At 61.7% G+C, this 24,839-nt stretch carries 22 protein-coding genes; 14 read left to right on the top strand and 8 right to left on the bottom strand.

The genetic code is table 11. The features are described from left to right. Window positions 1-244 (bottom strand): FAD-dependent monooxygenase (locus QRN11_RS14360; protein WP_285313293.1); only part of this gene is annotated, 244 nt, incomplete at its 3' end. 615 nt (window positions 245-859) lie between these two features. On the opposite strand from QRN11_RS14360, the gene QRN11_RS14365 reads away from it, so the two are divergent. From QRN11_RS14365 to QRN11_RS14390, 6 genes are all read left to right on the top strand, one after another. Then, entirely contained in the window at window positions 860-1,972 is a 1,113-nt protein-coding gene (locus QRN11_RS14365) for an alcohol dehydrogenase catalytic domain-containing protein (RefSeq protein WP_285313294.1), read from the top strand. Between the two features lie 73 nt (window positions 1,973-2,045). Next, window positions 2,046-2,654 (top strand): cysteine hydrolase family protein, encoded by a 609-nt coding sequence (locus tag QRN11_RS14370; protein WP_285313295.1) that lies wholly within the window; start codon window positions 2,046-2,048, stop codon window positions 2,652-2,654. Between the two features lie 117 nt (window positions 2,655-2,771). Further along, window positions 2,772-3,482 carry a GntR family transcriptional regulator gene (locus QRN11_RS14375; protein ID WP_285313296.1) on the top strand — a complete coding sequence of 237 codons (711 nt, stop codon included), beginning with the start codon at window positions 2,772-2,774 and terminating at the stop codon, window positions 3,480-3,482. Between the two features lie 367 nt (window positions 3,483-3,849). Then, window positions 3,850-5,793, top strand: a complete 1,944-nt coding sequence (locus QRN11_RS14380; RefSeq protein WP_285313297.1) for a glucose PTS transporter subunit IIA — start codon at window positions 3,850-3,852, stop codon at window positions 5,791-5,793. Next, on the top strand, window positions 5,790-7,247 hold the full coding sequence (locus QRN11_RS14385; RefSeq protein WP_285313298.1) for a glycoside hydrolase family 1 protein: 1,458 nt from the start codon (window positions 5,790-5,792) through the stop codon (window positions 7,245-7,247). Before QRN11_RS14380 ends, QRN11_RS14385 begins: the two co-directional genes overlap by 4 nt. Beyond that, complete coding sequence (locus QRN11_RS14390; RefSeq protein WP_285313299.1) at window positions 7,240-8,109, top strand: PRD domain-containing protein; 870 nt, start codon at window positions 7,240-7,242, stop codon at window positions 8,107-8,109. The genes QRN11_RS14385 and QRN11_RS14390 overlap by 8 nt, the downstream gene beginning before the upstream one ends. Before the next feature lie 270 nt (window positions 8,110-8,379). Here QRN11_RS14390 and QRN11_RS14395 read toward each other — a convergent pair whose 3' ends face one another. Beyond that, window positions 8,380-9,153: an IclR family transcriptional regulator gene (locus QRN11_RS14395; RefSeq protein WP_285313300.1), complete on the bottom strand. Its 774-nt coding sequence runs from the start codon at window positions 9,151-9,153 to the stop codon at window positions 8,380-8,382. 149 nt (window positions 9,154-9,302) lie between these two features. Here QRN11_RS14395 and QRN11_RS14400 point away from each other — a divergent pair, with 149 nt between their 5' ends. From QRN11_RS14400 to QRN11_RS14415, 4 genes are read left to right on the top strand one after another with little or no spacing between them, the layout of a single operon-like run. Beyond that, the gene (locus tag QRN11_RS14400) at window positions 9,303-10,523 is read left to right on the top strand and encodes an FAD-dependent monooxygenase (RefSeq protein ID WP_285313301.1); all 1,221 of its coding nucleotides are present in this window, start codon (window positions 9,303-9,305) and stop codon (window positions 10,521-10,523) included. After that, window positions 10,520-11,584, top strand: a complete 1,065-nt coding sequence (locus QRN11_RS14405) for a maleylacetate reductase (protein ID WP_285313325.1) — start codon at window positions 10,520-10,522, stop codon at window positions 11,582-11,584. The genes QRN11_RS14400 and QRN11_RS14405 overlap by 4 nt, the downstream gene beginning before the upstream one ends. Before the next feature lie 10 nt (window positions 11,585-11,594). Continuing rightward, window positions 11,595-12,503, top strand: a complete 909-nt coding sequence (locus tag QRN11_RS14410; RefSeq protein WP_285313302.1) for a hydroxyquinol 1,2-dioxygenase — start codon at window positions 11,595-11,597, stop codon at window positions 12,501-12,503. 1 nt (window position 12,504) lies between these two features. Further along, window positions 12,505-13,245, top strand: a complete 741-nt coding sequence (locus QRN11_RS14415; RefSeq protein WP_285313303.1) for a substrate-binding domain-containing protein — start codon at window positions 12,505-12,507, stop codon at window positions 13,243-13,245. Window positions 13,246-13,665: 420 nt separating this feature from the next. Here the strand turns inward: QRN11_RS14415 and QRN11_RS14420 are convergent, their stop codons facing one another. From QRN11_RS14420 to QRN11_RS14440, 5 genes are all read right to left on the bottom strand, one after another. After that, a complete protein-coding gene (locus QRN11_RS14420; protein WP_285313304.1) occupies window positions 13,666-14,670 on the bottom strand; it encodes an ABC transporter permease in 1,005 nt (334 codons plus the stop codon). A 44-nt stretch (window positions 14,671-14,714) separates the two neighbouring features. Beyond that, window positions 14,715-16,295 carry a sugar ABC transporter ATP-binding protein gene (locus QRN11_RS14425; protein ID WP_285313305.1) on the bottom strand — a complete coding sequence of 527 codons (1,581 nt, stop codon included), beginning with the start codon at window positions 16,293-16,295 and terminating at the stop codon, window positions 14,715-14,717. After that, complete coding sequence (locus QRN11_RS14430) at window positions 16,277-17,410, bottom strand: sugar ABC transporter substrate-binding protein (protein WP_285313306.1); 1,134 nt, start codon at window positions 17,408-17,410, stop codon at window positions 16,277-16,279. Before QRN11_RS14430 ends, QRN11_RS14425 begins: the two co-directional genes overlap by 19 nt. Window positions 17,411-17,502: 92 nt before the next feature. Then, window positions 17,503-18,147: a cysteine hydrolase family protein gene (locus tag QRN11_RS14435; protein ID WP_285313307.1), complete on the bottom strand. Its 645-nt coding sequence runs from the start codon at window positions 18,145-18,147 to the stop codon at window positions 17,503-17,505. A gap of 9 nt (window positions 18,148-18,156) precedes the next feature. Continuing rightward, window positions 18,157-19,272 (bottom strand): alcohol dehydrogenase catalytic domain-containing protein, encoded by a 1,116-nt coding sequence (locus QRN11_RS14440; RefSeq protein WP_285313308.1) that lies wholly within the window; start codon window positions 19,270-19,272, stop codon window positions 18,157-18,159. A 151-nt stretch (window positions 19,273-19,423) separates the two neighbouring features. Here QRN11_RS14440 and QRN11_RS14445 point away from each other — a divergent pair, with 151 nt between their 5' ends. Next, complete coding sequence (locus QRN11_RS14445; RefSeq protein ID WP_285313309.1) at window positions 19,424-20,230, top strand: IclR family transcriptional regulator; 807 nt, start codon at window positions 19,424-19,426, stop codon at window positions 20,228-20,230. Window positions 20,231-20,262: 32 nt separating this feature from the next. Here the strand turns inward: QRN11_RS14445 and QRN11_RS14450 are convergent, their stop codons facing one another. Continuing rightward, complete coding sequence (locus QRN11_RS14450) at window positions 20,263-20,754, bottom strand: MarR family winged helix-turn-helix transcriptional regulator (RefSeq protein ID WP_285313310.1); 492 nt, start codon at window positions 20,752-20,754, stop codon at window positions 20,263-20,265. Window positions 20,755-20,886: 132 nt separating this feature from the next. Between QRN11_RS14450 and QRN11_RS14455 the strand changes: the two genes are divergently transcribed. The 3 genes from QRN11_RS14455 to QRN11_RS14465 are packed head-to-tail and all read left to right on the top strand — an operon-like array spanning window position 20,887 to window position 24,808. Next, complete coding sequence (locus QRN11_RS14455) at window positions 20,887-21,744, top strand: p-hydroxycinnamoyl CoA hydratase/lyase (protein ID WP_285313311.1); 858 nt, start codon at window positions 20,887-20,889, stop codon at window positions 21,742-21,744. Window positions 21,745-21,754: 10 nt separating this feature from the next. Continuing rightward, window positions 21,755-23,224, top strand: coding sequence for an aldehyde dehydrogenase (locus QRN11_RS14460; RefSeq protein ID WP_285313312.1), 1,470 nt, complete (start codon window positions 21,755-21,757; stop codon window positions 23,222-23,224). Window positions 23,225-23,239: 15 nt separating this feature from the next. After that, the gene (locus QRN11_RS14465; protein ID WP_285313313.1) at window positions 23,240-24,808 is read left to right on the top strand and encodes a class I adenylate-forming enzyme family protein; all 1,569 of its coding nucleotides are present in this window, start codon (window positions 23,240-23,242) and stop codon (window positions 24,806-24,808) included. Window positions 24,809-24,839: the final 31 nt, after the last annotated feature.

Below are 24,839 nucleotides of genomic sequence, written 5' to 3' on the forward strand. Positions count from 1 at the left end.
TGTCCCCCATGTCCTCCCACGGCACCGCGTATTTTGCGGCTTCCTCTTCCACCCCAAGATCCCGCAGGACCTCGACGGCGCGCTGGTTGGTAATGTGCGCACGCGGCGTATTCGCGAGCCAGTTCCATCGCGAAATCATGTGCACCCGGATACCCTCGGTAGCCAGCGCCAGCGCCGCTGTGGCCCCGGTCGGTCCTGTGCCAACAATGAGCACGTCGGTATCGAATTCCAACTGAGTTTTCATCACACCTTCTAAATTCAAGTCCGGACAGCTCCGTCCGCGCTGATAGAGGTCGTTCTCTACCAGGACTAGGGAACCCGCGCTTCGAAACGTGAGGCCCATCACTACGTCAAACCTACTAGCATGCTAGCCGGTTTGTAAAGCGTTTTCGCTCTGGCTCTGCAGCTTTTTCGTTTTCCCGTCTTGTTTCAATAGGAAAACCGTCGATCTCCCCCGGCTTTGGATTCTGTAGCCCGCCTCCGTCCTGAGCAATGATCCGTACCGTTGAATGGGACGATGGGAGGCCCCTTCGTGCCCCTGGGGGCTTGGGCTTTGGCGCTGTTAGGGCCTAGGTCCGCCGTCGAAACACTATATTTCGGCCATTCTGGAGGCTTTCCCAAGACCTCACGGTGGAGTGGTGTTGAGGGGTAGCGACTTCCCCGGCCAAGCCTTCGAAGCCTGTTGCCATCTGACGCGTCAACATCGGATGCTCTTCCAACAGGTTGACGGAAACCATCTTGCAGGCTTGCACGCTTGCATGTAACGTTGCTCACGCCGCGTGACTCCCGTCACTAACGGTTGGCCTCATGCTACGTATCGGGGCAATTTTCGAAATTTCATTTTGCAAGGAGCGCGATGATGAGCTTGATGCAGGCCGCACGACTTCACGAAGTAGGCAAGCCTTTCCAGATCGACCAGGTGGACGTCCCCGAACCGGGTCCCAGGGATGTAATCGTTGAGGTGAAGGCGTGCAACGTTGTGCCTAACCTGCGGAACGTCATCACCTCCTACCCCGAGTGGTTCCCATACCTTCCTCTGCCGGCCCTGCCCGCTATTTATGGCTTGGATGCTGCCGGCGTGGTGAGCAGGGTCGGATCCCAGGTCCGCAACGTAAAGCCCGGTGACCGCGTTTACGTCAACCCGGGTCGTGACTCCGGTGATTCCCATGCGTCACGGCGAGGGGAACGCATCAACGACCCGGCCTACACATTCCAGGGCTACTTCGGCTTTGGGGCAGGCTCTCAGGAGATTTTTGAGGACTACCCGCATGGTGGTTTCTGCGAGTACATGAAGGCCCCCGCAGACGGTCTGGTCATACTGCCTGAGTCAATCTCTTTCGAAGCCGCCTGCCGCTTCGGATACCTGGGGACGTCCTACTCCGCTCTTCGCAAAGCCGGAACAGGGGCCGGCACGTCCGTTCTCATCAACGGTGGCACGGGAACTCTTGGGCTCGGGGCCGTTCTGAATGCCCTGGCCATGGGCGCCACAAAGGTCTTCGCGATGGCACGTGACCGGGAACTCCTCGAGCGGGTTCGCCTCATCGATCCAAAACGGGTCCACGTCCTCTCCCACGGGGACAAGCCCGTCGAGGAATGGGTTCGGGAAAACACTGACGGCCTTGGCGCCGACATCTTCATTGACGCGGTTGGCCCCGGCGCACCGCACGAAATCACGCTCGCCGGCATCGAGGCACTGCGCCGTGGCGGTCGCATGGTCGACATCGGAGGCATGTCAGAGCCGCTCCCGCTGGAGATGTTTAAGCTTATGTGCTTCCAGATCAGCGTTATCGGCTCACTCTGGTTCAGCGTCGCAGAAGGCCAGGATATGGCAGAAATGGCGCACGCCGGAACCTTGGATCTTTCGGTCTTTGAACACGAAGTCTTCCCCCTTTCGGAAGTGAATGAGGCATTGGATTCGGTGGATAAGCGCCGAGGCGGCTTCACGAACGTCGTTGTTGTCCCCGGCTCCTAAGAATGATTCTCGCGGCCGCGGACACTGCCCGCCCGCGGCCGCGGTCCCACTAGCAAGAAACGGAAAGACCAGAATGGAACTCAGCCCAGAGCGCACGGCCGTCATCGCGGTTCATTGCCAGGGAGACATCGTCTCGGCGGATGGAGCATTCGCTCCCTTCTTCCACGAACAGATCGTCAGCAGGAACATCATCAGCAAGATCGGAGAACTGTTGGCCTCCGCAAGGGAGAACGGCATGACCGTGATCTATACCCGGGTGGCCTTTAAGCCCGACTTCAGTGACCTTAACGCGAACTCTCCCCTGCTCAAGGTCGTCGAGCAGTCCGGTTGCCTCAAGGACGGAAGTGCGCTGGCTGACATCATTCCCGAACTTGCACCAGCAGCCGAGGACGTGGTCATCACGCACCAGCGCGTTGGTGGTTTCGTGCCCGAACTCACGGCTGTGCTGGAAGAACGCGGCATCGACACTCTCGTATTTGCCGGCGTGGCCACCAACGCATCGCTGGAGGGCACAGCGCGCGCCGCCTCTGACGCGGGCTACCGCGTCATCATCGCAGAGGATGCCTCTTCCGCCGCTACCCTTGAGGCCCACCAGGCGAGTATCGAATCCCTCGGCCTACTCGCTGAGATTGCCAGCGTCGCCGACATAACGACCAGCACTCCCGCCTCCCAAGCTGTCTGACGCCAAGCTGACTAAGAGTGTTGTGCGCCCGGCCCATAGAATGTCGGCCGGGCGCACCGCGAATATGCTAGCGTTCTAGTTGTTGAGGAGAGGAGCCATATGCGCAACACTAGTTCCATGACACCGCTGCAAGCTCCCCTCAACCAACGCTCCTCCGCAGGCGGAGGACGGCTCCTCGGGCGCATATACGAGGCCGTGCAAAGCCGATTGCTCGAAGGCGAATATGCAGCAGGGACCAAGCTTTCTGTCGAGTCCATACGGGCTGAATTCGGTGTAAGCAAGCAACCTGTCATGGAAGCGCTCCGCTTGCTTTCTGCAGACGGCTTGGTCGAAATCCTCCCCCAAATAGGATGCGTCGTCACCGAGTACTCACTCGAAGAAGTAGAAGACTTTTTCAGAATGTTCGCTGGGTTCGAATCCGTTATTGCGGCAGCTGCTGCTCAACGGCGGACAGACGACCACCTGGACGAGCTATACCTGGCCGCCCGCAGAATGGACCGTCTAAATACCGAGCCGGACCCAGACATCCGTGCCCGCCAGTATCGAGTCCAAAACCGGAACTTCCACGAAATTATCCATCGTATGGCCCATTCAAGAGTCATGAGCAACATGAGCCGCCGCATGTGGGACCTTAGCGACTTCCTCATCAACACCACCGGCGCCCCCCACCCGGTCGGATCCTCCATCGTCGAACGCAATGAAGACCACGCCCGAATCATCAAGGCGCTTGAAACGGGCGACGCAGAAAATGCCAAAGCAGAGATGGAACAGCACATCCTCTCCACGGCAACCATGATTCAGGTAACCAGGACCGCATCCGCTTTCTAACCGCCATGACAGGTACAGGCCAAACGCGAATGGCAACAGCACCAGACATGACTAAGTAGGAGCATTGTGGGGAGATCCCCCAAGAGCAGGGCCCTGGCAGGGTGTGCCGCGTATCTGGATGACAGGTCGCATGCTTGGGTTCAGACCCGGCAACAGAGCCGAATTTGACGGGGCCACGAGGTGCCCCGATACTTTTAACAAAGCTTGCATGCAAGCACGCTACCAGCCGGTGTCGAGCAGTTGGGCACATTGAAGCACCAGGATTGTTACTAGTTCGACTAGGCGAGACCTGAGACGGACGCTGACCCTTGTCGGCTCCATGTCTCAGGTCTTTTTTGTTGCCTTAGCAAAGCTCTGAAGGAGCACAATGAAGTCTTCAACGACGACGAGCATCGCTGCGCAGATCCTCGAGGAGGTGGGCGGACCCGAGAACGTCGCACAGCTCACCCACTGCGCAACCCGCCTGCGATTCGAGCTGCACGATCCACAAAAAGCGAATATCGCTGCACTTGACCGGATCCCGGAAGTTTTTAGGGCCCAACACTCCGGCGGACAGACACAGGTCGTCGTCGGCGGAAAGGTAGAGGCCTTCTACCGGGACATTAACGAGGCGCTGCAACGCACGACCTCCTCCGGGGTCCGGTCCTCTTCAACCGGGGAAACGAGCCCGAGGGGTAAACGTCCCAACGTCATCTCCCGGTTCATCGCTCTGATAGCCAGCGTTTTCACGCCGATCCTGCCGGCATTGATCGCTGCTGGTATGGTCCGCGCCGGCGTAACAGTGCTCCAATCCACCGGGCTGATCGCGGCGGATACCACTCTCTTCGCGATCCTGTCGGCAGTGGGAGACAGCGTCTTCTACTTTCTGCCTATTTTGCTGGCCTCAAGTGCCGCAAAAAAATTCGGGGCGAACCCCTACCTCGCTATGCTCCTGGCGGCAGTTCTTCTTCATCCCACGTGGGTTGCTCTGGTCGCGGAAGCGAAGGCAGCCGGAGAGACCAGTACCACTGTTCTCGGACTGCCTATCCTGCTTGTCACGTACTCCTCGACGGTCATTCCCATCATCCTTGCCGTCTGGGTACTGAAGCACGTCACCGACCTGCTCACGAGGATTATCCCTGAAGCAATCCGCATCGTCTTCGTCCCGGCGGTCGCGCTGATGGTGATGATTCCCCTGCTCTTCGTCATCATTGGACCTATCGGTCACTACGTCGGGCAACTTATCGCAGGCGGCGTTGGATGGCTTTTCGCTTCGGCCGGCTGGCTGGCGCAGGCGGTACTGAGCGGTGTGCGGCCCATCCTCGTCATCTTCGGGCTTCACTACTCGTTCGTGCCGATCCAGGTACAAGAGGTTGCGGCCACCGGCGCAACAGCACTGCTCGTTGGAGCCTTTGCCGCCAACCTCGCCCAGGCCGGTTCTGGCCTCGCTCTTGCACTCCTCGTGCGCGGAAACGAACGCTCCGGCGCTGCGGCGGCCGCGTCCACCGCACTGTTTGGCATCACCGAGCCGGTCATCTACGGGTACAACCTGCGCTATAAGTTCCCCTTCTTCGTCTCCTGCGTGGCCGCCGCAGCAGTCGGCCTCGTCCTCGGACTGCTCAACACCGCCGCGACTGCCGTCGCCCTGCCCGGCATCCTTAGTACAGGCATACTCCAAGGCGACGCAGCCCTTGTCGTAACCGTCGCGGTTCTGCTGGGCGGAACTGCCCTCGCTTTCGCCCTGACCCTGGCATACGGCAAGACATTCGGGCGCGCCACGCTGGAGCGGACGTTCGCGGAGACGAGTTCCGCCGTCTTCGAGCCGACGCAAACTACAGACACAGACTCCCCGACTGCTGCCCCTCCAGCTGCCGCCGGAACAGTCCTCAGCCCCATGGCCGGTGCCATAGTCCCACTCACGGAGGTCCCTGACAAACTCTTCTCGGGCGGAGTGCTGGGCGATGGTATTGCGATCCTCCCGCACGACGGAACGGTCGCCAGCCCGGTCAGCGGTGAAGTGGTAATGGTCGCAAAAACACTTCACGCTGTTGGGATCCGCACGACGGACGGTCTTGAACTGCTCATCCATGTCGGAATCGACACCGTAAAGATGAACGGTGCACCCTTCACGGTGTTGGTCGAAAAGGGGCAGACCGTTACCGCGGGTCAGCGTCTGCTCGACGTCAACCTTCGTTTGATCGAGGAGGCGGGCTTCAGCACAGTCACCCCGATCGTAGTCGTCAAACCAGCTAAAGCACCTGTCACCGAAGAGGCCCGCGGGAAGGTCACCACAGGCACGGTCCTGTTCCAGGTAGGGAGTACGTCAGCATGACATCGACACTGTTTCCCCACGATTTCCTCATCGGCGGAGCACTCTCTGCGGCCCAGGCCGAAGGCGCGTGGGACGCCGACGGCAAATCGCTCACCGTCGCGGACTGCGCACCGCTGACTAAGCCGGCTTCAGGTGAGCCCACGAGGACTGTTCGCTTCGATCGGGATTACCTCGATCATGCAAAGATTGCAGAACCGCACGACTTCCCGAAGCGCAGGGGCATCGACTTCTATCACCGCTTCGAAGCAGACCTCGATCTCCTTGCCGAACTGGGCAGTACGACGTTCCGATTCTCGTTCTCCTGGGCGCGGGTAATGCCCAACGGAGACGGGAAAATTAATCAGGAAGCACTCGTCTATTACGACAGGCTCATCGACGCCATCATCACGCGTGGCATGGCGCCGGTTATGACAATAAGCCATTTCGACTTCCCCATGGTCCTCATCGAGAAGTACGGAGGATGGGCCAACCGCAGACTCATCGACCTCTACGTCACCTACGCGACATCCCTCCTGGAGAGGTATGGCGACCGTGTCAAGCATTGGGTTCCGTTCAACGAGATCAACATGAGCGTGAAGGCACCTGAGAAGACACTCGGGCTGCTGCGGACAGGGGATGATGCCTTCGAGCAGACGATGTTCCGAGCGCTGCACCATCAGTTCGTCGCCTCCGCCAAAGTGATCGAATGGGCCAAGCAACAGCAGCTCGATGTTCGCTTTGGCAGCATGGTCGCCTACTTCACCACCTACGCGGCGTCCAGCAAGCCTGAAGACGTCCTCGCGGCTGTTCAGGAGGACCGCCTTCGAAACCTCCTTTACCTCGACGTGCTCAACCTCGGGACTTATCCGTTCTATGCGACGCGATACTTTTCCCAAAATGGCATTGAGCTGGAGGCTACCGAGGAGGATCTTCGGCTCATCGCTTCCCATCCTTGCGACTTCGTCGGAATGTCCTACTACAACTCTGCAATCGCTGCCGCCAGCACGGAAGGACTCGAGATCACGAGCGCAAATGTGCACTCAGTGATAAAGAACCCACACCTGCCCGCCAACGACTGGGGTTGGCAGATTGACCCTGTTGGACTGCGGATCACCCTGAACGAATTGCAGCGCTTGTTCAACCAACCAATCTTCATTCTGGAGAACGGCTGCGGCTTCAATGAGGAACCGGACGAAACCGGTGCAATCAACGACACATACCGCATCGCGTTCATCGGAGACCACCTGCGGGCAGTACTTCAAGCCCTCGACGATGGAGTCAACGTCATCGGATATACCGCATGGAGCCCCATTGACTCAATTTCGTCCTCGACGTCGGAGATGACGAAGCGTTATGGGTTCATATGGGTCGACCAGGACGACCACGGCAACGGTACCCTCGAACGCCGCAAAAAGCTTAGCTTCGATTGGTATCGCGGTGTCATAACAAGCCGCGGGGCATCCCTCCATGTCTGAATCAAACAGGCCTGGCCCGGCCGAATTTACTATCGTCCGGGCGTACAACAACAACGTCGCTGAGGCCAAGGACGATGCGGGGCGCGACTACGTCCTAATGGGCAAAGGGATCGGCTTTAATGCCAGTCGGAAGCCACGGATCGCCGCTGCCGACGTAGATCGCACCTTCAAACCAACGGATGGCGAAGGGACCGAGCGGTTCGCTGCGTTGCTTGCCGAGCTGCCTAGCGAGCATTTGGAAACTGCTGACCTGGTTACGCAACTCGTCCGCGACCGCCTCGATGCCGACGTCTCTGACTCCTTCGTCATCGGGATAGCGGACCACATCACCACGGCTATCGACCGTGTTCGCAGCGGGTACGAGCTGGACATCCCGCTCGTGGCGGAAATGGCTTACGCATTTCCCACAGAGACTGGAATCGCACGTGAGGTGCTTCAACTGATCCGCGGCCGGACCCATGTTGAGCTGCCTGATGAGGAGACTGCTGCTCTTGCCCTTCATATCGCCAACGCACGATTCAGCACTACCGAGATGCCTACGACGTTCAAACTCGCAAAGGTACTGCATGAGTCCTTGCAAATTGTTCGCGACACCTTTGACGTGGACTTGGACCCTAGCTCGGTCAGCGTTGCTCGTTTCGCCACACACCTTCGGTTCCTGATAACTCGGCTGCAGGCCGCGTCTCAGCACGAAGACGCCTCAGAATTTCTCTGGAACGCAGCGAAAACTGCCCACCCCAATGAACACTCCTGCGCGGTACAAGTCGGCAAAGCAATTTCCCAAGCGACAGGATTGTCGATTCGCAGAGAGGAAGAGCTCTACCTCACCCTGCACGTCCTGAGGTTAACTACCAACGGCTGAGAACCTCCGCGTCAGAGTGATACCAAGCCAGACCTGCTTGAGGTTTGTGGATGTTGGGCTGGCCGACAGGTAGCCGGACCCAAGCTGGCTAAGCTCCGTAAAACGTGGATCACGGGCGTAATTAGTCCTGTTTACAGCACCCCCGAGGCTGAAACACGGGCCTTTCCCTGGCCGTCTGAACGAAATTAATCCCCGTTTGAACGAGAAGTCCGGTCCGCCCGCCCCACCGCCGGGGACAAGCCTTATGCAGGACTTTGTTTGTTAAGACTGCTACAGGGTGCGCCGGGGCATTGCAGCTCCAAGTCCGCGGGATATCCCTCTACCGGCAGCCACCACTGCGGGCACAACTGAGTTTAGGTTCAAGGTTCCGGCTGCGACTACAACGGAGAGCGCGGCCACACACTCTCCGGAGGTACCGAAAATGGCCGTCGCCACGGATTGTGCGTCCCGGCTCGTCTCCTGATTTACCAGTGCAAATCCTTTCCGCCTGTATTCGCCCAGGTCGCTTCGAAGCTGCTCGGGGTCGGTGATGGTGGTTGGCGTGTATGCCTTCAGGCCCTCGACGGTGACTTGTTGGAGGAGGCTCTCACCGCCGTGGGCTAAAAGGACTTTACCGACGCCGGAACTGTGCAGCGGCAGCCGGCCGCCAACTTGGGATACCAGCCCGAGGGCTTTGGATGTGGACATGCGCTCCACAACTACCGCTTCGATGCCTTCGAGGACCGCCAGTTGGACGTGTTGCTGCAGGGCAGCGTGGAGATCCTCCATGAACGGCAATGCGACGGTGCGGAGGGGAAGAGTGCGGGGGGCCAGTGTGCCCAGTTCCCAGACCCGGATACCGATGACGTATTTACCATCGGCTGTACGCTCCAGCAGGCCTTCGGAGAGCAATTCCAGCACGAGTCGCCGCACCGTCGCGTGAGGCATTCCCGTGCGCCGGGTGAGATCGGCCAGAGTCAGGCTGGAATTGCCGGATCTGAAGGCAAAAAGCAGGGCACTGAGGCGCGAGGTTACGCTGCGCCCGGGTTCGGCATTGCGCGGCATGAGACCTCCTGGCGGGGTGGCGTCACGGACTCGTTGTCCGTTCAGTGAACATTATCCTCCCGCGGATGGAGGGGGCACGGACTATGGATTCAACCCCTACAGCTCCGAGTGTTGCCCGATGTGACACTCCCCTTCCCGGAAGGCAAGAAATGACTACTCAAACCAACACGACAGCGGAGCCGGGAGGTCCCCGCATCGTCATTCTGGGCGGCGGCATTGGCGGGCTGGCGGCAGCCGGTTTCCTGCATCGTGCCGGTCTGACCGCGACAGTTTACGAACAGGCCCCGGAGCTGGGCGCTGTTGGAGCCGGTTTAGTTGTCTCTCCCAACGCTGTTCGTCTGATACGCCGACTCGGTCAAATTGATGCTTTCCTGGAAACGGCCGTGCCTTTGGATGTGGGATGGGAGTTCCGCCGCTGGCAGGACGGCGCAGTCCTCTCGGCAGAGCAGCTCACGGGCAGGTGCGAAGAACTGTACGGAGAACGCACCTATGTCGCCCACCGCGCAGATCTGCTGGATGCCGTCAAGGCCGCGGTCCCGTCCGACTGGCTGCGTCTGGGCAAACGCTGTGTAGAAGTTCAGCCGCACGAGAACGGCGCAAAGCTCACCTTTGATGACGGCACCACCGCCGATGCAGACATCCTTATCGGCGCCGATGGAGTCCACTCGGTGGTGAGGAACGCGATTGCTGACACCGGCTCCGCAGAATATTCGGGCATGTGCGCCTACCGGGCCATCGTCCCAATGGAGGATGCGCCCGAGTTTGCACGTCGGGCTGCCCAGACGTTGTGGATCGGTCCGGACCACCATTTGGTGCACTACCCGATATCGGGCGGCAGCGCCGTCAATATCGTGGCCTTCGGTCCTGCCGGGGACTTCACTGCGGAATCATGGAGCGCGAAAGCAACGGTCGATAAACTGCTTGCCGAATTTGACGGCTGGGACCCCCGGCTCACGGACCTTATCCGGGCAGCCGGCACTCCGGGACGCTGGGCACTCCTGGACCGCGAACCGCTGACGCAATGGTCTTACGGCAGGCTTACTCTGCTCGGTGACGCCGCCCATCCTATGTTCCCTTTCTTCGCCCAAGGCGCTGCCCAGGCCATCGAAGACGGGGCTGCCCTGGCAAAGTGCCTGGCCGATGACCCGGAGGACCCGGCCCGCGCCCTGCGGACCTATGAGCAGGTGCGCATCAGCCGGACAACGAGGATCCAGCAGCTCAGCCGCGCCCGCAAACACATCAATCACCTGCCCGATGGCCCGGCTCAACGAGAGCGCGATGACGCTCTGGCCCAAGGTGATCCGCTGGTGAGCAACGGTTGGCTCTATGGCCATGACGCGGAGCTCGCAGCGAAGGAGGCGTTGGTCTGATGCTTACGTTTCAACATATGACGCTGGGGCAGCGGGTGCTGTTCGGTTCCGGCGCAGCAGCTGAAAACCTCGCTGCGGAGGTCTCCCGGCTGGGATCCAAGCGTGTCATGGTGATCGCCTCCGAATTCGAGGCACAGATTGCTGCCGAGGTGGCCGAGGGAATCGACGTCGTGTCCTTCTACGATGACGTTGCGCCCCACGTACCCCTTGAAAAGGCGGAAAAAGCACGTTCTGCAACCCAGGAGCTTGGCATTGACGTGCTTGTCTGCGTCGGCGGCGGCTCCACCACGGGACTGGCCAAAGCTATCGCCATGAGCACGGGCCTGCCCATCATCGCCGTCCCGACAACCTATGCCGGATCTGAAGCGACCAACGTCTGGGGACTGACGGAAGCGTCCCGGAAAACCACCGGTGTGGACGACAGGGTCCTGCCTGTGACGGTAATTTACGACGCGGCCCTGACCCTGTCTCTTCCCGTTGACCTGTCCGTCGCATCAGGCCTGAACGCATTGGCCCACTGTGTTGATTCGATGTGGGCTCCACGTGCTGACCCGATTAATCAGGCGCTGGCCGCGGAGGGAATCCGCGCGCTGAACCAGGGCCTTCCGCTGATCAAAGATGACCCGTCAAGCCTCCTGGGCCGGGAACAGGCCCTGTACGGGGCGTACCTTTCGGCGGTCGCCTTTGCTTCCGCGGGCTCAGGGATGCACCACAAGATCTGCCACGTCCTGGGCGGCGCCTACAACTTGCCCCATGCCCAAACACACGCCACCGTCCTGCCCTACGTCCTGGCCTTCAACGCACCCTACGCGGCGGATGCCGAGACCAGAATCGCCGCCGCCTTCGGAACCGACAACGCCCTCAAGGGACTGAACACCCTGCGCGAAACCTTGAGTGCGCCCAAGGCCCTGGAAGATCACGGCTTGGCCGAGGAAAACATTCCTGAAGCGGTCAGGCTGATCCTGCCGGCAATCCCCGCTTCCAACCCGCGCCCGGTCACGGAGGAAAACCTCGAGGAACTCCTCCGCTCCGCCTACTCGGGCACCACCCCCGGACTCTAAGGAACCCCTCATGAGCATCCAGTCGTCAACACAGCAGATCTCCGCCGAGCAGGTTGCCGTCGAGCAACAACTCGTGGACACCGTCGTCGCATCCTTCAGCAAGGCCGAGGACCAGCGCCTGAAGCAACTCATGCAGTCCCTGACCAGGCACCTGCACAATTTTCTCCGCGAAGTGCGCCTCACCGAGGAGGAATGGAATGCAGCCATCGAGTTTCTCACCGCCGCCGGGCACATTACCGATGACAAACGCCAGGAATTCGTACTCCTCTCCGACGTATTCGGAGCGTCCATGCAGACCATCGCCATGAACAACCAGGCATATAAGGAAGCCACCGAAGCTACCGTCTTCGGCCCATTCTTTGTCGCCGACGCCCCGGAAATCCCCATCGGCGGGGACATCGCCGGAGGCGCCAACGGCCAGCCATGCTGGGTAGAAGGCACCGTTACGGACACCGAGGGGCGACCGGTCCCCGGCGCCCGCATTGAAGTCTGGGAAGCAGACGAAGACGGGTTCTACGACGTCCAGTACACGGACCAGCGTGTGGCAGGACGCGCACACCTGAATGCTGATCAGGACGGGAAGTACGCCTTCTGGGGCCTCACGCCGACGCCCTACCCCATCCCTCACGACGGGCCTGTCGGTAAAATGCTGGCAGCCGTGGGCCGCTCCCCTGTTCGCGCGTCCCATCTGCATTTCATGGTCACCGCTGAGGGCCTGCGCCCCCTGGTGACGCATATCTTCGTCGAGGGAGACCCTCAGATTGAAATTGGTGACTCTGTGTTCGGCGTCAAAGACTCGCTGATCAAGAAATTCGAAACACAGCCCGCCGGCACCCCCACCCCTGACGGCCGCGACATGGACAACCAGTCCTGGGCCCGCACACGCTTTGACATTGTCCTCGCCCCGGTTCACATCTGAGATGACCGTCCCCAGTTCATCGGCCGATAGGGCGGTGCCGGACCATGTGTCCGGCACCGCCCTATCGCTTTTCTGTGCGGTGGCCCTAAAAAAGGCCCTGGAAGAGCACGTCCTGCCGGCCTTCATGTGGGCGACCGGGGCAACAGTGGATGTTCTCTTCGAGCCGACGGGCCTGCTCCTGCAGCGGATCGAAGCAGGCGCACGGCCAGGGATCTTCGTAGGAACAACAGGGTCACTGGAAGCCTCTGCTGTCACTGACATCTTCGACCTGCCATCGTGTAAGCCGGTCGCGAAGTCTGGAATAGGAGTCGCGGTTCCCCCGGAAGCCTCCCGCCCCGAGATTGGCTCAGTTGACGGGCTCATCGGAGCCCTGACCGCCGCACGCTCTGTCGCGTATTCGCGGAACGGACCGAGCGGCATCTACTTTGCACGCCTGATTCGGGACCTGGGTATAGCGGACCAGGTAAATTCCCGGTCCACAATCGTTGATCAGGGCCCCACCGCCTACGCTCTCATCGACGGACGGGCTGACATCGCCATCCATCAGCTAAGTGAACTGATGCTCGTCCCAGAGGCAGCGGTCATCGGCCCACTCCCCCACCCCGTCCAGCATTACACTGAATTCTCCGCGACGTTATCGCGCACGGCCCTTGACGATGCCTTGGCCTCAGCCCTCTTTGGCTTCTTATCCGGCCCGCTGGCTGTACGCGCCTACCGTGCCAGCGGACTGCAGTCCCCCTGACAAGGGACACCTTCCACCGGAGCGGCCTGGGCCGGCTTCAGTCGCACCAGCAGGGCCGGTCGTCCGGCCCTGCTGGAAGCTTTAACGGACGGGTTTGCAGACGGGGACTCTGGCCCTGCAGAGGCTAAGCGACGCGCTCCGGCCACGCCCTTTACATCCGAACCGGGCGGTGTTTCTCCTGTCCAATCCTCCGGTGAAGCAGACTATCTGCAACATGTTCGCGCGAGCGGGATTCTCCGACTCCGCTGCCGGAGCACATTCCCGGGGGCCGCCCGGACTTTCCCGGGGACTGCCCGGACTGCCCAAAGCCCACAAGTAAGCGGTCCCAAGGCATTAGCCCGGGGACCGCTTACCCATGCAGCTGACCCATCATTTTTCGTGATGTGCAGGTGATTCACACATCCGGGACCCTTTGGACGGTTATGCCCGGCCGTTGACTCCTCTGCGGGCCACGATCACGGAGGCCGACACTGCTGCGAGCAGGGCCACTCCGTTGAAGACATTCGCCACCCAGGTCTGGGCGCCCATCAGAGTCAGGCCATTGCTGCCCACAGCCAGGAGGAATGCCCCGACGACTGTGCCCCATACATTGAAGAAGCCCGGGCGTATGGTGGCCGCCCCAAGGAATGCGGCGGCGTAGGCCGGCAAGAGGAACTCCGGCCCCAGGGTCGGCGGTGCACTTCCGGACCGGGATGCCAGCAGGAATCCGGCAAAGGAGGCAAGCAGCGCTGCGAGCACGAACGAGGATGTGAGGTAGCGCTCGGTTCGCACGCCACTGAGGCGGGCTGCCGGGCGACCCATGCCCGTGGCCCGCAGGTACCGGCCGAAAGGTGTGCGCTCCAGCAGATACCAGACGGCCAGCACGAGAACGAGCGCGTACGCAATGACGATCTGGATCCGGGAGCCGGGCACGCTGGTGAGCCTGGCGAACTGTTCGGATTCAAGGGTCATCAGTGATCCGCGGGTGAGCAACAGGTTCAGACCCGCGAGGATGGTCGCCATTGCCAGCGTTCCGATAAAGGCATTAATGCCGATTTTGACGACGAAGAAGGCATTCACGGCTCCGACCAGCAGACCGAGAATGAGAGTTCCCGCCAGTACCAGCGGCAGGGGCAGCCCGGCGTTCGATAAGGCGATGGAAAGAATGGACGAAAAGCCCAGAACCGCTGCGATGGAGAGGTCAAATTCCCCTGCGGCCAGGGGAAGGATGGCCGCAAGCGCCAGGATGATGGGTATGGACTGGTCGGCGACGATCGCCAGAAGGTTCCCTGACGTTGGAAAGGTCCGGGGCATCAGCAACGCAAAAATGGTGAAGAGGAGAACCAGAAAAACGATAACGCCGTAGCGGGTGAGAAATGCGGCCGGTCCCTGCCGGGTCCGTGCCGTACCCGGCTCTGGCCGGACTTTCGTGATGGTGGAAACCATGGCGGTGGTCATCCTTTTCGTAGATGGTGACGGGCTGCGGGACGTCATTGGTCCGCTCCTGCACACAGGAGTGCAAGCTGCTTTTCGGTGATTTCGTCGGGCCCTTCGGCGGAAGCGGCAATGACTCCGCGGTCCAGGACGATGACGCGGTCGCAGAGGCCGACAAACTCATCAAAGTCGGTCGATGCAACGATGACGGCTTTTCCAGTTGCTGCGAATCCACGGATGATGTGCCAGATTTCCTGCTTGGCCAGGGCATCGACGCCTTGCGTGGGCTCGTCAAGCAAGAGCACTTCGGTCGCCTTACTGGCTGCTCTGGCGATAACGACCTTTTGCTGGTTACCGCCCGAGAGGGTGCTGATGGGGGACCGGATGTCCCCGGCCTTTACCCGGTAGGTTTCGGCGAGCCCCTGGGCTGAGAGGGATTCGGATTTCAGGCGCAGGAGTCCACCCTTGTAGAAGGTGTTCAGGCCGCCCATGGTCAGGTTGTCGGTGGTGGCCATGCCCAAGATGCATCCTTCAGCTCGGCGGTCCTGCGGCACGGAGACAACGCCCCGTTTCACTGCCGTTGCCGGGTGCGTGGGGTGGTACGGCTTGCCCTTGAGTTCCATGGTTCCTTGGGTGGGGCGTTGCGCGCCGGAAAGGAGACGGATCAGTTCGCTCCGGCCGCACCCCACCAGTCCCGCGACGCCGAGGATCTCACCTGCACGAATTTCCAGGTTGACGTCGCGGAGCCTGGTCCCGTGCAGAGTGTTGACCTCGAAGACGACAGGTGCGGCGGTGAGATTGTTCTGACGGGGTTCCTTGGCTGCGATGGATTTTCCTACGACCCTGGTGACGATGTCGGGGATCTGCAGGTGTTCAACCGCCTCTTCGACAACGACCTCGCCGTCCCGAAGGACGACGAGATTGTCAGCCAGCCGTTTGACTTCCTCGGTGCGGTGGCTGACGTAAATGACCGTGCCGCCATGATCGCGGAGCCGTTCGACGGTAGCCATGACCGCGTGGACCTCATCGGTGGGCAGAGATGCCGTTGGTTCATCCAGAACCAGGACGTTCCTGGCGAACACGTCCTCATCATCGCCGGAGTGCTGGAACGCCCGGGCCATCCCTACCATTGTCCGCAGGGTCGGGCTCAGGTCGGCGACCTTGGATTGAGGATGAACGGGGAGGTCGAAACGCTGCAGCACCTGGGCCACGAAATCGTCCTGCTCCCGCTGGGCGATGGGGCCCAGCGCGAAAGGGGCCTTGAAGCGCCCGGTCAAGGCGAAATTGTCCGATACGGTCAGGGCCTCCACCAATCCGACTTCCTGGTGGAGGAACCTCATCCCCAAGGCATGGGATCGCTGCGGTGTCAGGTGCCCCGCGATCGTGGACCCCGCGATCGTGATCCTGGACCCGGGACCGGGCCGGTAAATTCCCGCGAGGATCTTGATCAGCGTGGACTTGCCGGAACCGTTCATCCCCAGCAGCGCCGTGATCTTGCCCCGTTCAAAGCCAGTGGTCACCGACTTGAGTGCTTTGGTGGCGCCAAAGGAAATACTCAGGTCTTCGCAGGCGACGGCGTAGTTGGTCATCTTGGTGTCCTGAATCCGGGCCCGGGCTGCTACTTGGCCGATTTCCATGCGGTGAGGAACGCGTTTTTCCAGTCAGCGTCGCCATCCCACGGCACGGTGGTGACATTCGAAGAGGTGATCAGCTTGTTCGGCACCGTCCGTAGGCGGTCAGCGTCCGGGAGGGAACCGCTGAACAACCGGTTCATCTGGTCAACTGCGCTGTAGCCGATCCACTCGATGGAATACCCGACCGAGCCCAGGACCGGCTTGTCCCCTGATTTCAAGTCTTTCAGAGCAGAGGGGTCAGCGTTCTGGGACACAACCCTGATATCGGGATTGGAGGAGCGTTCGATGACGGGGGTGATGGCAGTGACGACGGGATCGTAGGCTGCCCAGACCGCGTTGACGTCGGGGTTGGCCGTCAATGTTGCCTGGAATTCCTGGGGCAGGGTGGTCTGCAGTCCGGACAACTGGAATTCCATCTCCTTGACGATGGTGCACGAGGGGCAGAATTCCTTGAGCCCTTCGGTGAAGCCCTTATGCCAGCCAATGACCGCGGGGAACTGCGGATCATTGATGGTGATGACGCGGCCAAGGCCCCCGGTTTGGACAGCGAGCAGCGCTGCGTTCATGCGGCCGGCCTGAACGTTGTCGGTGCCGGTTTGCGCGTCAGAGAATTCCTTGGAGTTGGGCTCCATGGCGTTGACGACCTTGATTCCCGCGGCGCGAGCGAGGGCGACGTCGTCCTTGACCAGGATTTCCGGAATCGCGCCGAGCACGATGCCGTCCACTTTGAGCTGCATGGCCGTGCGGATGGCCTGGCGCATCTTTTCCGGGTCTCCGGCCGGGTCAATCATGCGGGTCTCCCAGCCCAGCGTCTTGCCAGCCTCCTGCACGGAATCAGCCACACGTTTGCACCCCTCTGCCGCGTACGTGCAGGGGATAACGACGATGGAGATGTCCTTGACGATAGCGGGCGAGCTCGAGGCCAGGGCCACGTCGGTGACCTTCGACTGGGACTTTTCGACAAAGTCTTTCGCCTGCGACAACGCCTGCTGGTCGGCACTGTCAAGGCCTTCGCCTGACTGGCCTGCGGAGGAACCTGCGCAGCCGGCCAAGGAGAGGATCAGCGCGGCGGCGGCCCCAAGCGTCATCGCGGAGGACCTGATTCGATTTTTGGGCATGTTCTTTCCTTCGACGGGGTGAAACAGCGGGTGGGTGCGGTCCCCAGGCGGGGACCGCACGGTAGAACACGACAGGGACGTGAGGCCCCCGGCTAGCGGGCCGAAACGGCCGGCTGTGCCGCGACGCCCTGCAGCGCGGCCTGGATTTCGTCGATGGTGGCTGTTTGCCCCAGCAGCGAAAAGGTCTCAAGGGTGGCGTCGTGCGCGGCGTCGGTGGCTGCGGCGCAGCCGTCCGAGACGATCACGGCGTGGTACCCGAGATTGACGGCATCCCGTGCCGTGCCTTCCACAGTGATGTTGGTGGCGACACCGGTGAAGAGGACCGTCTCCACGCCGAGGCGGCGCAGGATCGCGTGCAGGGGCGTGTCCGGGAACGCGGAAGTGCCGGGGTGGCTGACCACCGGTTCGGTATCCAGCGGAGTCAACTCCTCAATGATCTGGGCTCCGGGGCTTCCTTCCACGAGGGCGTTCAGGTCCTTGATGGCATGGCTGAGTCCGGTGTTCATGATGAGTTCGGGGTAGCCCGGCCGGAAGGCAGCACGTGCCCAGATGACCGGGACACCGGCTTCCCTGGCGGCCTGGACCAGACTCCGGGTGCTGTCAATGACGCCGTGCCGCTGAACGGCCTCGGCGAAGAAAGGAGCGAACGCCCCCTCAGCGGTCACAATGTCCCGCTGCCAGTGCACGTTTACCAGTGCCGTGCGGGCGGGATCGAACTGCAGCTCGTTGGCGGTCATGGCGTTGTCCTACTTTTCGTTCGGGCTGATGATGTAGTTACTGAAGCCGCCGTGGCGGTTCTCGATGCCGTTGATTGCGTCGTTGACCTTCGCCAGCGGGTAGACCACGTTTTCGAAGATGGACAGGTCGACCATGCCGTTGGCAGCCATGGCTGCCATGTCCTGGCCCTCCCCTGCGGTGAACCAGACGGAGCCGATCAGCTGCTGCTGCTGGTCCATCATGTGGTGAACGTCGATGGGGACGTCCCCGGCGGTCGCGCCGATGTTGACGGCCTTTCCGCCGCGGCGCAGAGATTTCATACCCTGGATGAAGGGATCGTGCGGTGTACCGGGTCCAAGAGCGCTGATGTGGACGTCGACTCCGCCGTCCGTGACGCTGTGCACCCATTCATCGATCGGTCCGTCAAGACTGGAGAACGTCTGGATCCGCTCGGGCGACAGGGCACGGACCCTTTCCAGCAGGGCGCGGTCACGTCCGGTGCCCAGGATTTGCGTGGCGCCGAGAGCGAGTGCGTACAGGGCGGCCCCGAGGCCGAGGGTTCCGCTGATGCCGTTGATGAGCACGGTGGTGTCGGTCCCGACGTTGGTTTTGCGCAGCGCGGAGTATGCGGTGCCCAGGTAGCCGAAGCGGGCGGCGTGTTCGAAGCTGACCGAATCCGGCAGTTTGACCAGTGCATACTGCGGGGCGATCATGTACTCGGCCAGCCCACCGTAGGGGTAGCGATCCAACATTTTGGTAGCCGTCGGCGTAAAGCCGAAGTAGCCGGAGAATGCGTAGCTGGTGCAGTTGATATGGTCTCCCCTCCGGCAAGCCAGGCATCCGCCGCAATACCGACCCGGGTTGACGTACACCCGGTCCCCCGGCGCGAACCCGTGGACGTCGGAGCCCACCGCTTCGACGACACCTGCCGGGTCAAGACCGAAAATGGCCGGCAGGGCGGGAAGGGGGTTCTGCGGAAACCATGTCGTCCAGTTCGCGAGAATGTTCGCAAGGTTCGGCACGATGTTGCAGGCCTGCACCGATACCCGCACGTCCGCCGGGCCGGGCTCGGGAAGGGGAACTTCTTCCAGCACCATCGGCGCTCCAACCTCGTGCATACGGGCTGACATCATTGTCCTGGTCACTATTTCACTCCTGTGGGATGTTTGGGGGCCGGCATCACGCCGTTGACTTCAATATAAGAGCCTCTGATGTGACGGGTGACACTCATGCCCACTCAGTGGGAAACTATCCTGCAGAGGTGAATAAGAGCCTCTGACATCTAAGGAGCGTCCAATGGCGGGCAACAGCTCAACTCCTGGGCAGTCGGTGTCCGCGAAAATTTTTCTCGTTCTGGACGCCTTCGCCGGGGAGCGCACGGTGCTGTCGATGTCCGATATCGCCCGTTTCACGGCCCTGCCCACCAGCACGGTCCATCGCCTCATCCAGGACATGGTCATCTGGGGCGGCCTCGAGCGCACATCCGGCGGCGGCTATGCCATCGGAGTCAGGCTCTGGGAGATCGCGGCAAGGTCCAACCGCAGCTACGGCCTGAGGGAGGCGGCCATGCCATTCCTCCAAAGCCTCTGGGAAACGACGAAGGCGCATGTGCTCATCGCCGTCATGGACGGCAATGATGCTCTTTTGATAGAGCGGATCGCCGGAACCCGCGGCGTGCCCGCGGCCGGCCGGGCCGGGGGCAGGCTGCCGCTTCACGCAAGCTCCTCCGGAAAGGTCTTGCTGGCATACGCCGAACCTGCGATCCGGGATGCCGTGCTGGCTTCACCCTTGGCCCGTTATACAACGAATACCCATACCGACCCGGAGGTCCTTCGTCTGGAACTGGACCGCATCAGGAACGATGGCGTGGCCACGTCAGAGAATGAGCTGACCCCGGGTTCAGTTTCCTGCGCGGCCCCCGTATTCGGTCCGCCGGAAGTGGGCATCGCAGCGGTGTCACTCCTGAGTTCGCCGGGGGCAAGGGACCTGAAAGAGATGAAGCTCCTCGTGCAGATGGCCGCGCGCGGACTCTCCCACGCCCTCGCCGGCAGCCACGCCGCCTCCACCATCAGCCCCCGTTTGCACCGGCAGGCAGGGAGCTAGACGGTATACGGCAGGGCAGCACCGCAGCCCGCCTAGCGCAGCGGTTCAGGCCCGTCGGCCAGAAGGTTCTGGACGCAGGCCTCCATGGTTTCGCGCAGCCGCCTGATCTGGGCGTCGCTGAGCCCGGCGAGCATCTGCTTCTCGATTCGGTCGGCGGCTTCCTCGCTGCGTGCCAGGACAGCTTCGCCCGCGGCCGTGAGGAAGTTACGCAGAATCCGCTGATGCCCCGCATCGGCACGCCGCTCGATGAAGCCACTGCGCTCGAAAGCGGCGACCATTACCTGCATCGACTGGGCGGTGACGAAAGACCGGCGGGCCAGCTGGGCCGATGAAAGCCCCGGACTTCTCCTCAAGATACTCAGGGCGGCGTATTGCGGGGTGGTCAGCCCCTGTTCCTGCATGATCGCATCCAGGTCCCGCCGGACCGCCGACTCCAGGCGCTTCACCAGATAGGTCACACGGGCGTGCGGCTCGTCAGTAGCGTGCTCCCCGGGACGGCCGGCACCGAAAACTTCTGCAGACATGGTTGACAGCTTATCAGAATGCCTGATATCTCTTGTATCAGAAACACTGATACTCATTCCGAAACCCGGCGCATCCTTTGACGGGCCGAAGCCGGACCACATCCCACCCAACCATTCCGCTGAAGGATTGTCATGACAGTTGAAAACACCACTCCCCAGGAGCCCTGGGGCAACACCGTTCTCGTCGAGTTCGACGAGAACCGCATCGCCTGGGTCCGCTTCAACCGCCCGGAAAAGCGCAATGCGATGAATCCGACGCTGAACCGCGAAATGTACGCCACGCTGGAATACCTCGAAACGGATGACCGGTGCGCAGTCCTGGTCCTGACCGGAACCGAGGAGTCCTGGTCCGCCGGGATGGACCTGAAGGAGTATTTCCGCGAAACGGACGGCAAGCCCCGTTCAATACAGAACAAGGTCCGCACCGAGGGGACGAACTGGCAGTACCGCAAACTGCTCAGCTACCCCAAGCCGACCATCGCCATGGTCAGCGGCTGGTGCTTCGGTGGCGCCTTTGTGCCCCTGGTTTCCTGCGACCTGGCCATTGCCGCCGAGGATGCAACTTTCGGCCTTTCCGAAGTGAACTGGGGCGTCACTCCCGGCAACCTGGTGACCCGGGCCCTGGCCGAGACCATCCCGACCCGGGACGCGATGTACTACATCATGACCGGCGAACAGTTCGATGGCCGTCGGGCCTCCCAAATGCGGCTGGTCAACGAGGCCGTCCCGGCCGATCAGCTGCGCGAACGCACCATCGCGCTGGCCAGGCAGCTCACGAGCCTCAGCCAGTGGGTCGTGCGCGGTACCAAGATGGGCTTCCGGCACTCCCGGCTCATGTCTTGGGAAACTGCTGAAGACTTCCTGTATGCCAAGCACGATCAGGCCATCCTGTTCGACACCGACGCCAGGGAACAGGGTATGACGCAGTTCCTGGACGAGAAGACCTACCGGCCCGGCCTGGGCACCTACACCACCGCGACCGCAGAGTAAGGAGTCCGTGATGACCACAACGACAGACATTGTCAGGGTTCCCCTCAGGATCGCCGGCGAGGCCGCTGATCCCGCCAGCGGACGCTACTTCGACAAGATTCAGCGTCTGACCGGGGCGGCGGTGGCTACCGTCGCGGCGGCTGGACGAGCCGATGCGGAACGTGCCGTGGACGCTGCAGCTGCCGCAGCTCCGGTATGGGCGGCCACCCCGCCAGCCCAGCGACGAAAGATCCTTGAGGCCGCTGCGGCGCTGCTGACCGAGCGCAGCCACGACATTGCTGCCGTCATGGGCAAGGAAATGGGAGCTGCAGCTGCCTGGTGCCACTTCAACGCCATGCTCGCCGCCAACATGCTCCGCGAAGCCGCCGCCCAGGTCTACTCAACGGTCGGCCAGGTCATCCCCTCAGACGTGCCAGGACTCTCCGCGACGGCTGTACGTGAACCGGTCGGCGTCGTTGTCGGTATCGCCCCGTGGAACGCGCCGCTGATCCTTGGAGTGCGCGCTGTGGCCATGCCGCTGGCTTTCGGGAACACCGTGGTACTGAAAGCCTCCGAAGAGACTCCGGCGACGCACTCCGCGATTATCGAATGCCTGATCGATGCCGGTCTTCCTGCCGGCGTGGCCAACCTGATCACCAACGCACCCGAAGACGCCGCCGAGGTCGTCGACGCCCTGGTCACCCATAAAGCGGTACGGGTTATCAACTTCACCGGGTCCACGAAGGTTGGCCGGATCATCGCCGAAAAGGCCGGGAGGAACCTGAAGCGTTCCGTCATGGAACTGGGCGGCAAAGCGCCGTTCATCGTGCTCAAAGACGCCGACCTTCAGGCCGCAGCGGCGGCAGCCTCCTTCGGGGCGTTCATGAACCAGGGCCAAATCTGCATGTCCACCGAACGCATCATCGTGGACAAGGCCGTCGCGGCGGAGTTCAGCCAGTTGCTGGCCGAGCGGGCCGCCAAGCTGGTCGTCGGCGATCCCGCGGACCCGGCAACGCAGCTCGGCCCGCTGGTCCACGAGGCGTCCGTCGAACACGTCACCGCTCTGGTTCGCGACGCTGTCGAAAAGGGTGCAACCGTCCTCACCGGCGGTGAAGCCGATGGACTGTACTTCCCCGCAACAGTCCTCACGGGTGTTACCAAGGCTGCCAGGATCTACACCGAGGAATCCTTCGGCCCTCTGGCGCCCATCATTGAGGTTGACGGCGCCGACGAAGCCATTGAAGTTGCAAACGACTCGGAGTACGGCCTGGCAGCGGCCCTGTTCACCAGCGACGTCAGCCGGGGACTGGGGCTCGCGCGGCGCATCCAGTCGGGCATTTGCCACATCAACGGAGCCACCGTCCACGATGAGGCACAGATGCCTTTCGGCGGAGTAAAGTCCAGCGGCTTCGGGCGTTTCGGTTCCGCAGCTTCCCTGGAAGAGTTCACGGAACTGCGGTGGATTACCGTTTCAACCGAAGAACGCCACTACCCTATCTAGCCAATGGAGACACTTGTGAGTATTGCCGGAGCTTCCGACGGCCCTGCCCTGCACGGGCAGGAAACGGGCCAGTTCCCGGGGCTGAGATACGGGGAGCTGGTCGAGCGCCGGGCGCTCCGACAGCCCCTGCGCACCGCCATCGTCCACGACGGGGCGCGCATCACCTACGGGGAACTGCTCGAACGGATCCATGCGGCAGCCGCGTTCCTGACGTCCCAAGGCGTCCGGGCAGGCGACAGAGTGGTCTGCGTCAGCGAGAACCGCCCGGAAATACTCACGGCGCTCTATGCATGTTCACGCATCGGAGCAGTCTTCACCCCGATAGGAATTGCGGCTCCCGCCGCGGATGTGAAGTTCATCCTCCGCGATCTGTCCGCAACCACAATCCTGGTGTCGGAACGCTCCGTTCCGACGGCTCTCGAAGCTGTCGGAACGGACACCGCCATCCGCATTATCCAACTCGAAGCCCAATCCCGCCACGGCCTTCCACCCATCCCGCTCAACATCGGCGCGGAAGCCCGAGAAGTCCGGCCGGAAGCCGACGACCCCGCCATCATCATCTACACATCCGGCACCGCGGGGCACCCCAAGGGCGTCGTCCTCACCCACAGCGCGCTGTTCTTCAACGGTGTCAACACCCTTCTGGGACTGGACATCGCCAGCGACGACGTGACACTGGTGAACACCCCGCTCTCCCACATTGCCGCACTGAACACGATTGCCGTCGCGACCCTGCACAAGGGCGGAAGCGTAATCATTGACAGCAAGTTCGACGCATCCCGCTGCCTGGAACAGATCAGCGAATACGGAATCACCACCATGTTCGCGGTTCCCTCAATGCTTACCCTGATGGCTCAAGCTCCTCGCTTCGCCGACGCGGATACCTCCAGCCTTCGCTGGATCCTCGGGGGCGGGGCGCCCATGCCACCGGAACTTGTCGCCCTCTGGTCTGCGCGGAACGTCCCCGTGCTGGCTTCCTACGGAATGACCGAGGCAGGACCCTCCATCAGCTTCCGGCGGCGTTCCGACGCCTCCGGCAAAGCAGAATCATCCGGAACGCCCGCCCTGCTGACGGACGTCCGCATCGTCTCCAGGGAAGGAAAAGACCTCCCGCCTGGGGAAACCGGGGAGATCCTTGTCCGCGGGCCACACACGGCGTCGTCCTACTGGCGGGACACCAAAGCAACCGAGGCAGCCTTCGTCGATGGCTGGCTCATTACCGGCGACAGGGGCGTGATCGATGCCGACGGTGACCTCTGCATCACCGGCCGCTCGAAGGAAATCATCATTACCGGCGGAGAGAACGTCGATCCGGCAGAAATCGAACACCTGATCGCCGGCTATCCCGGGATTCTGGACGCTGCTGTCGTCGGGCGGCCGGATCCGTTGTGGGGTGAAGTCATTACCGCCGTGATCGTCTCCGAGTCCAATGTCGAACTCAAGGAGCTCCAGGACTACCTCCGCCCTCACCTGGCCAGGTTCAAACTCCCGCGCCAGATTGAACGAAGGGAAGAACTGCCCCGCAGCCCTGTCGGAAAACTACTCCGGCGCGAACTGCGCATCCTCCCGCCGGACACCCACTAACCCCAAGCCAACCCGGAATGCAGAAGGAAAC

The organism is Pseudarthrobacter sp. fls2-241-R2A-168, assembly GCF_030209335.1.
GTDB lineage: Bacteria > Actinomycetota > Actinomycetes > Actinomycetales > Micrococcaceae > Arthrobacter.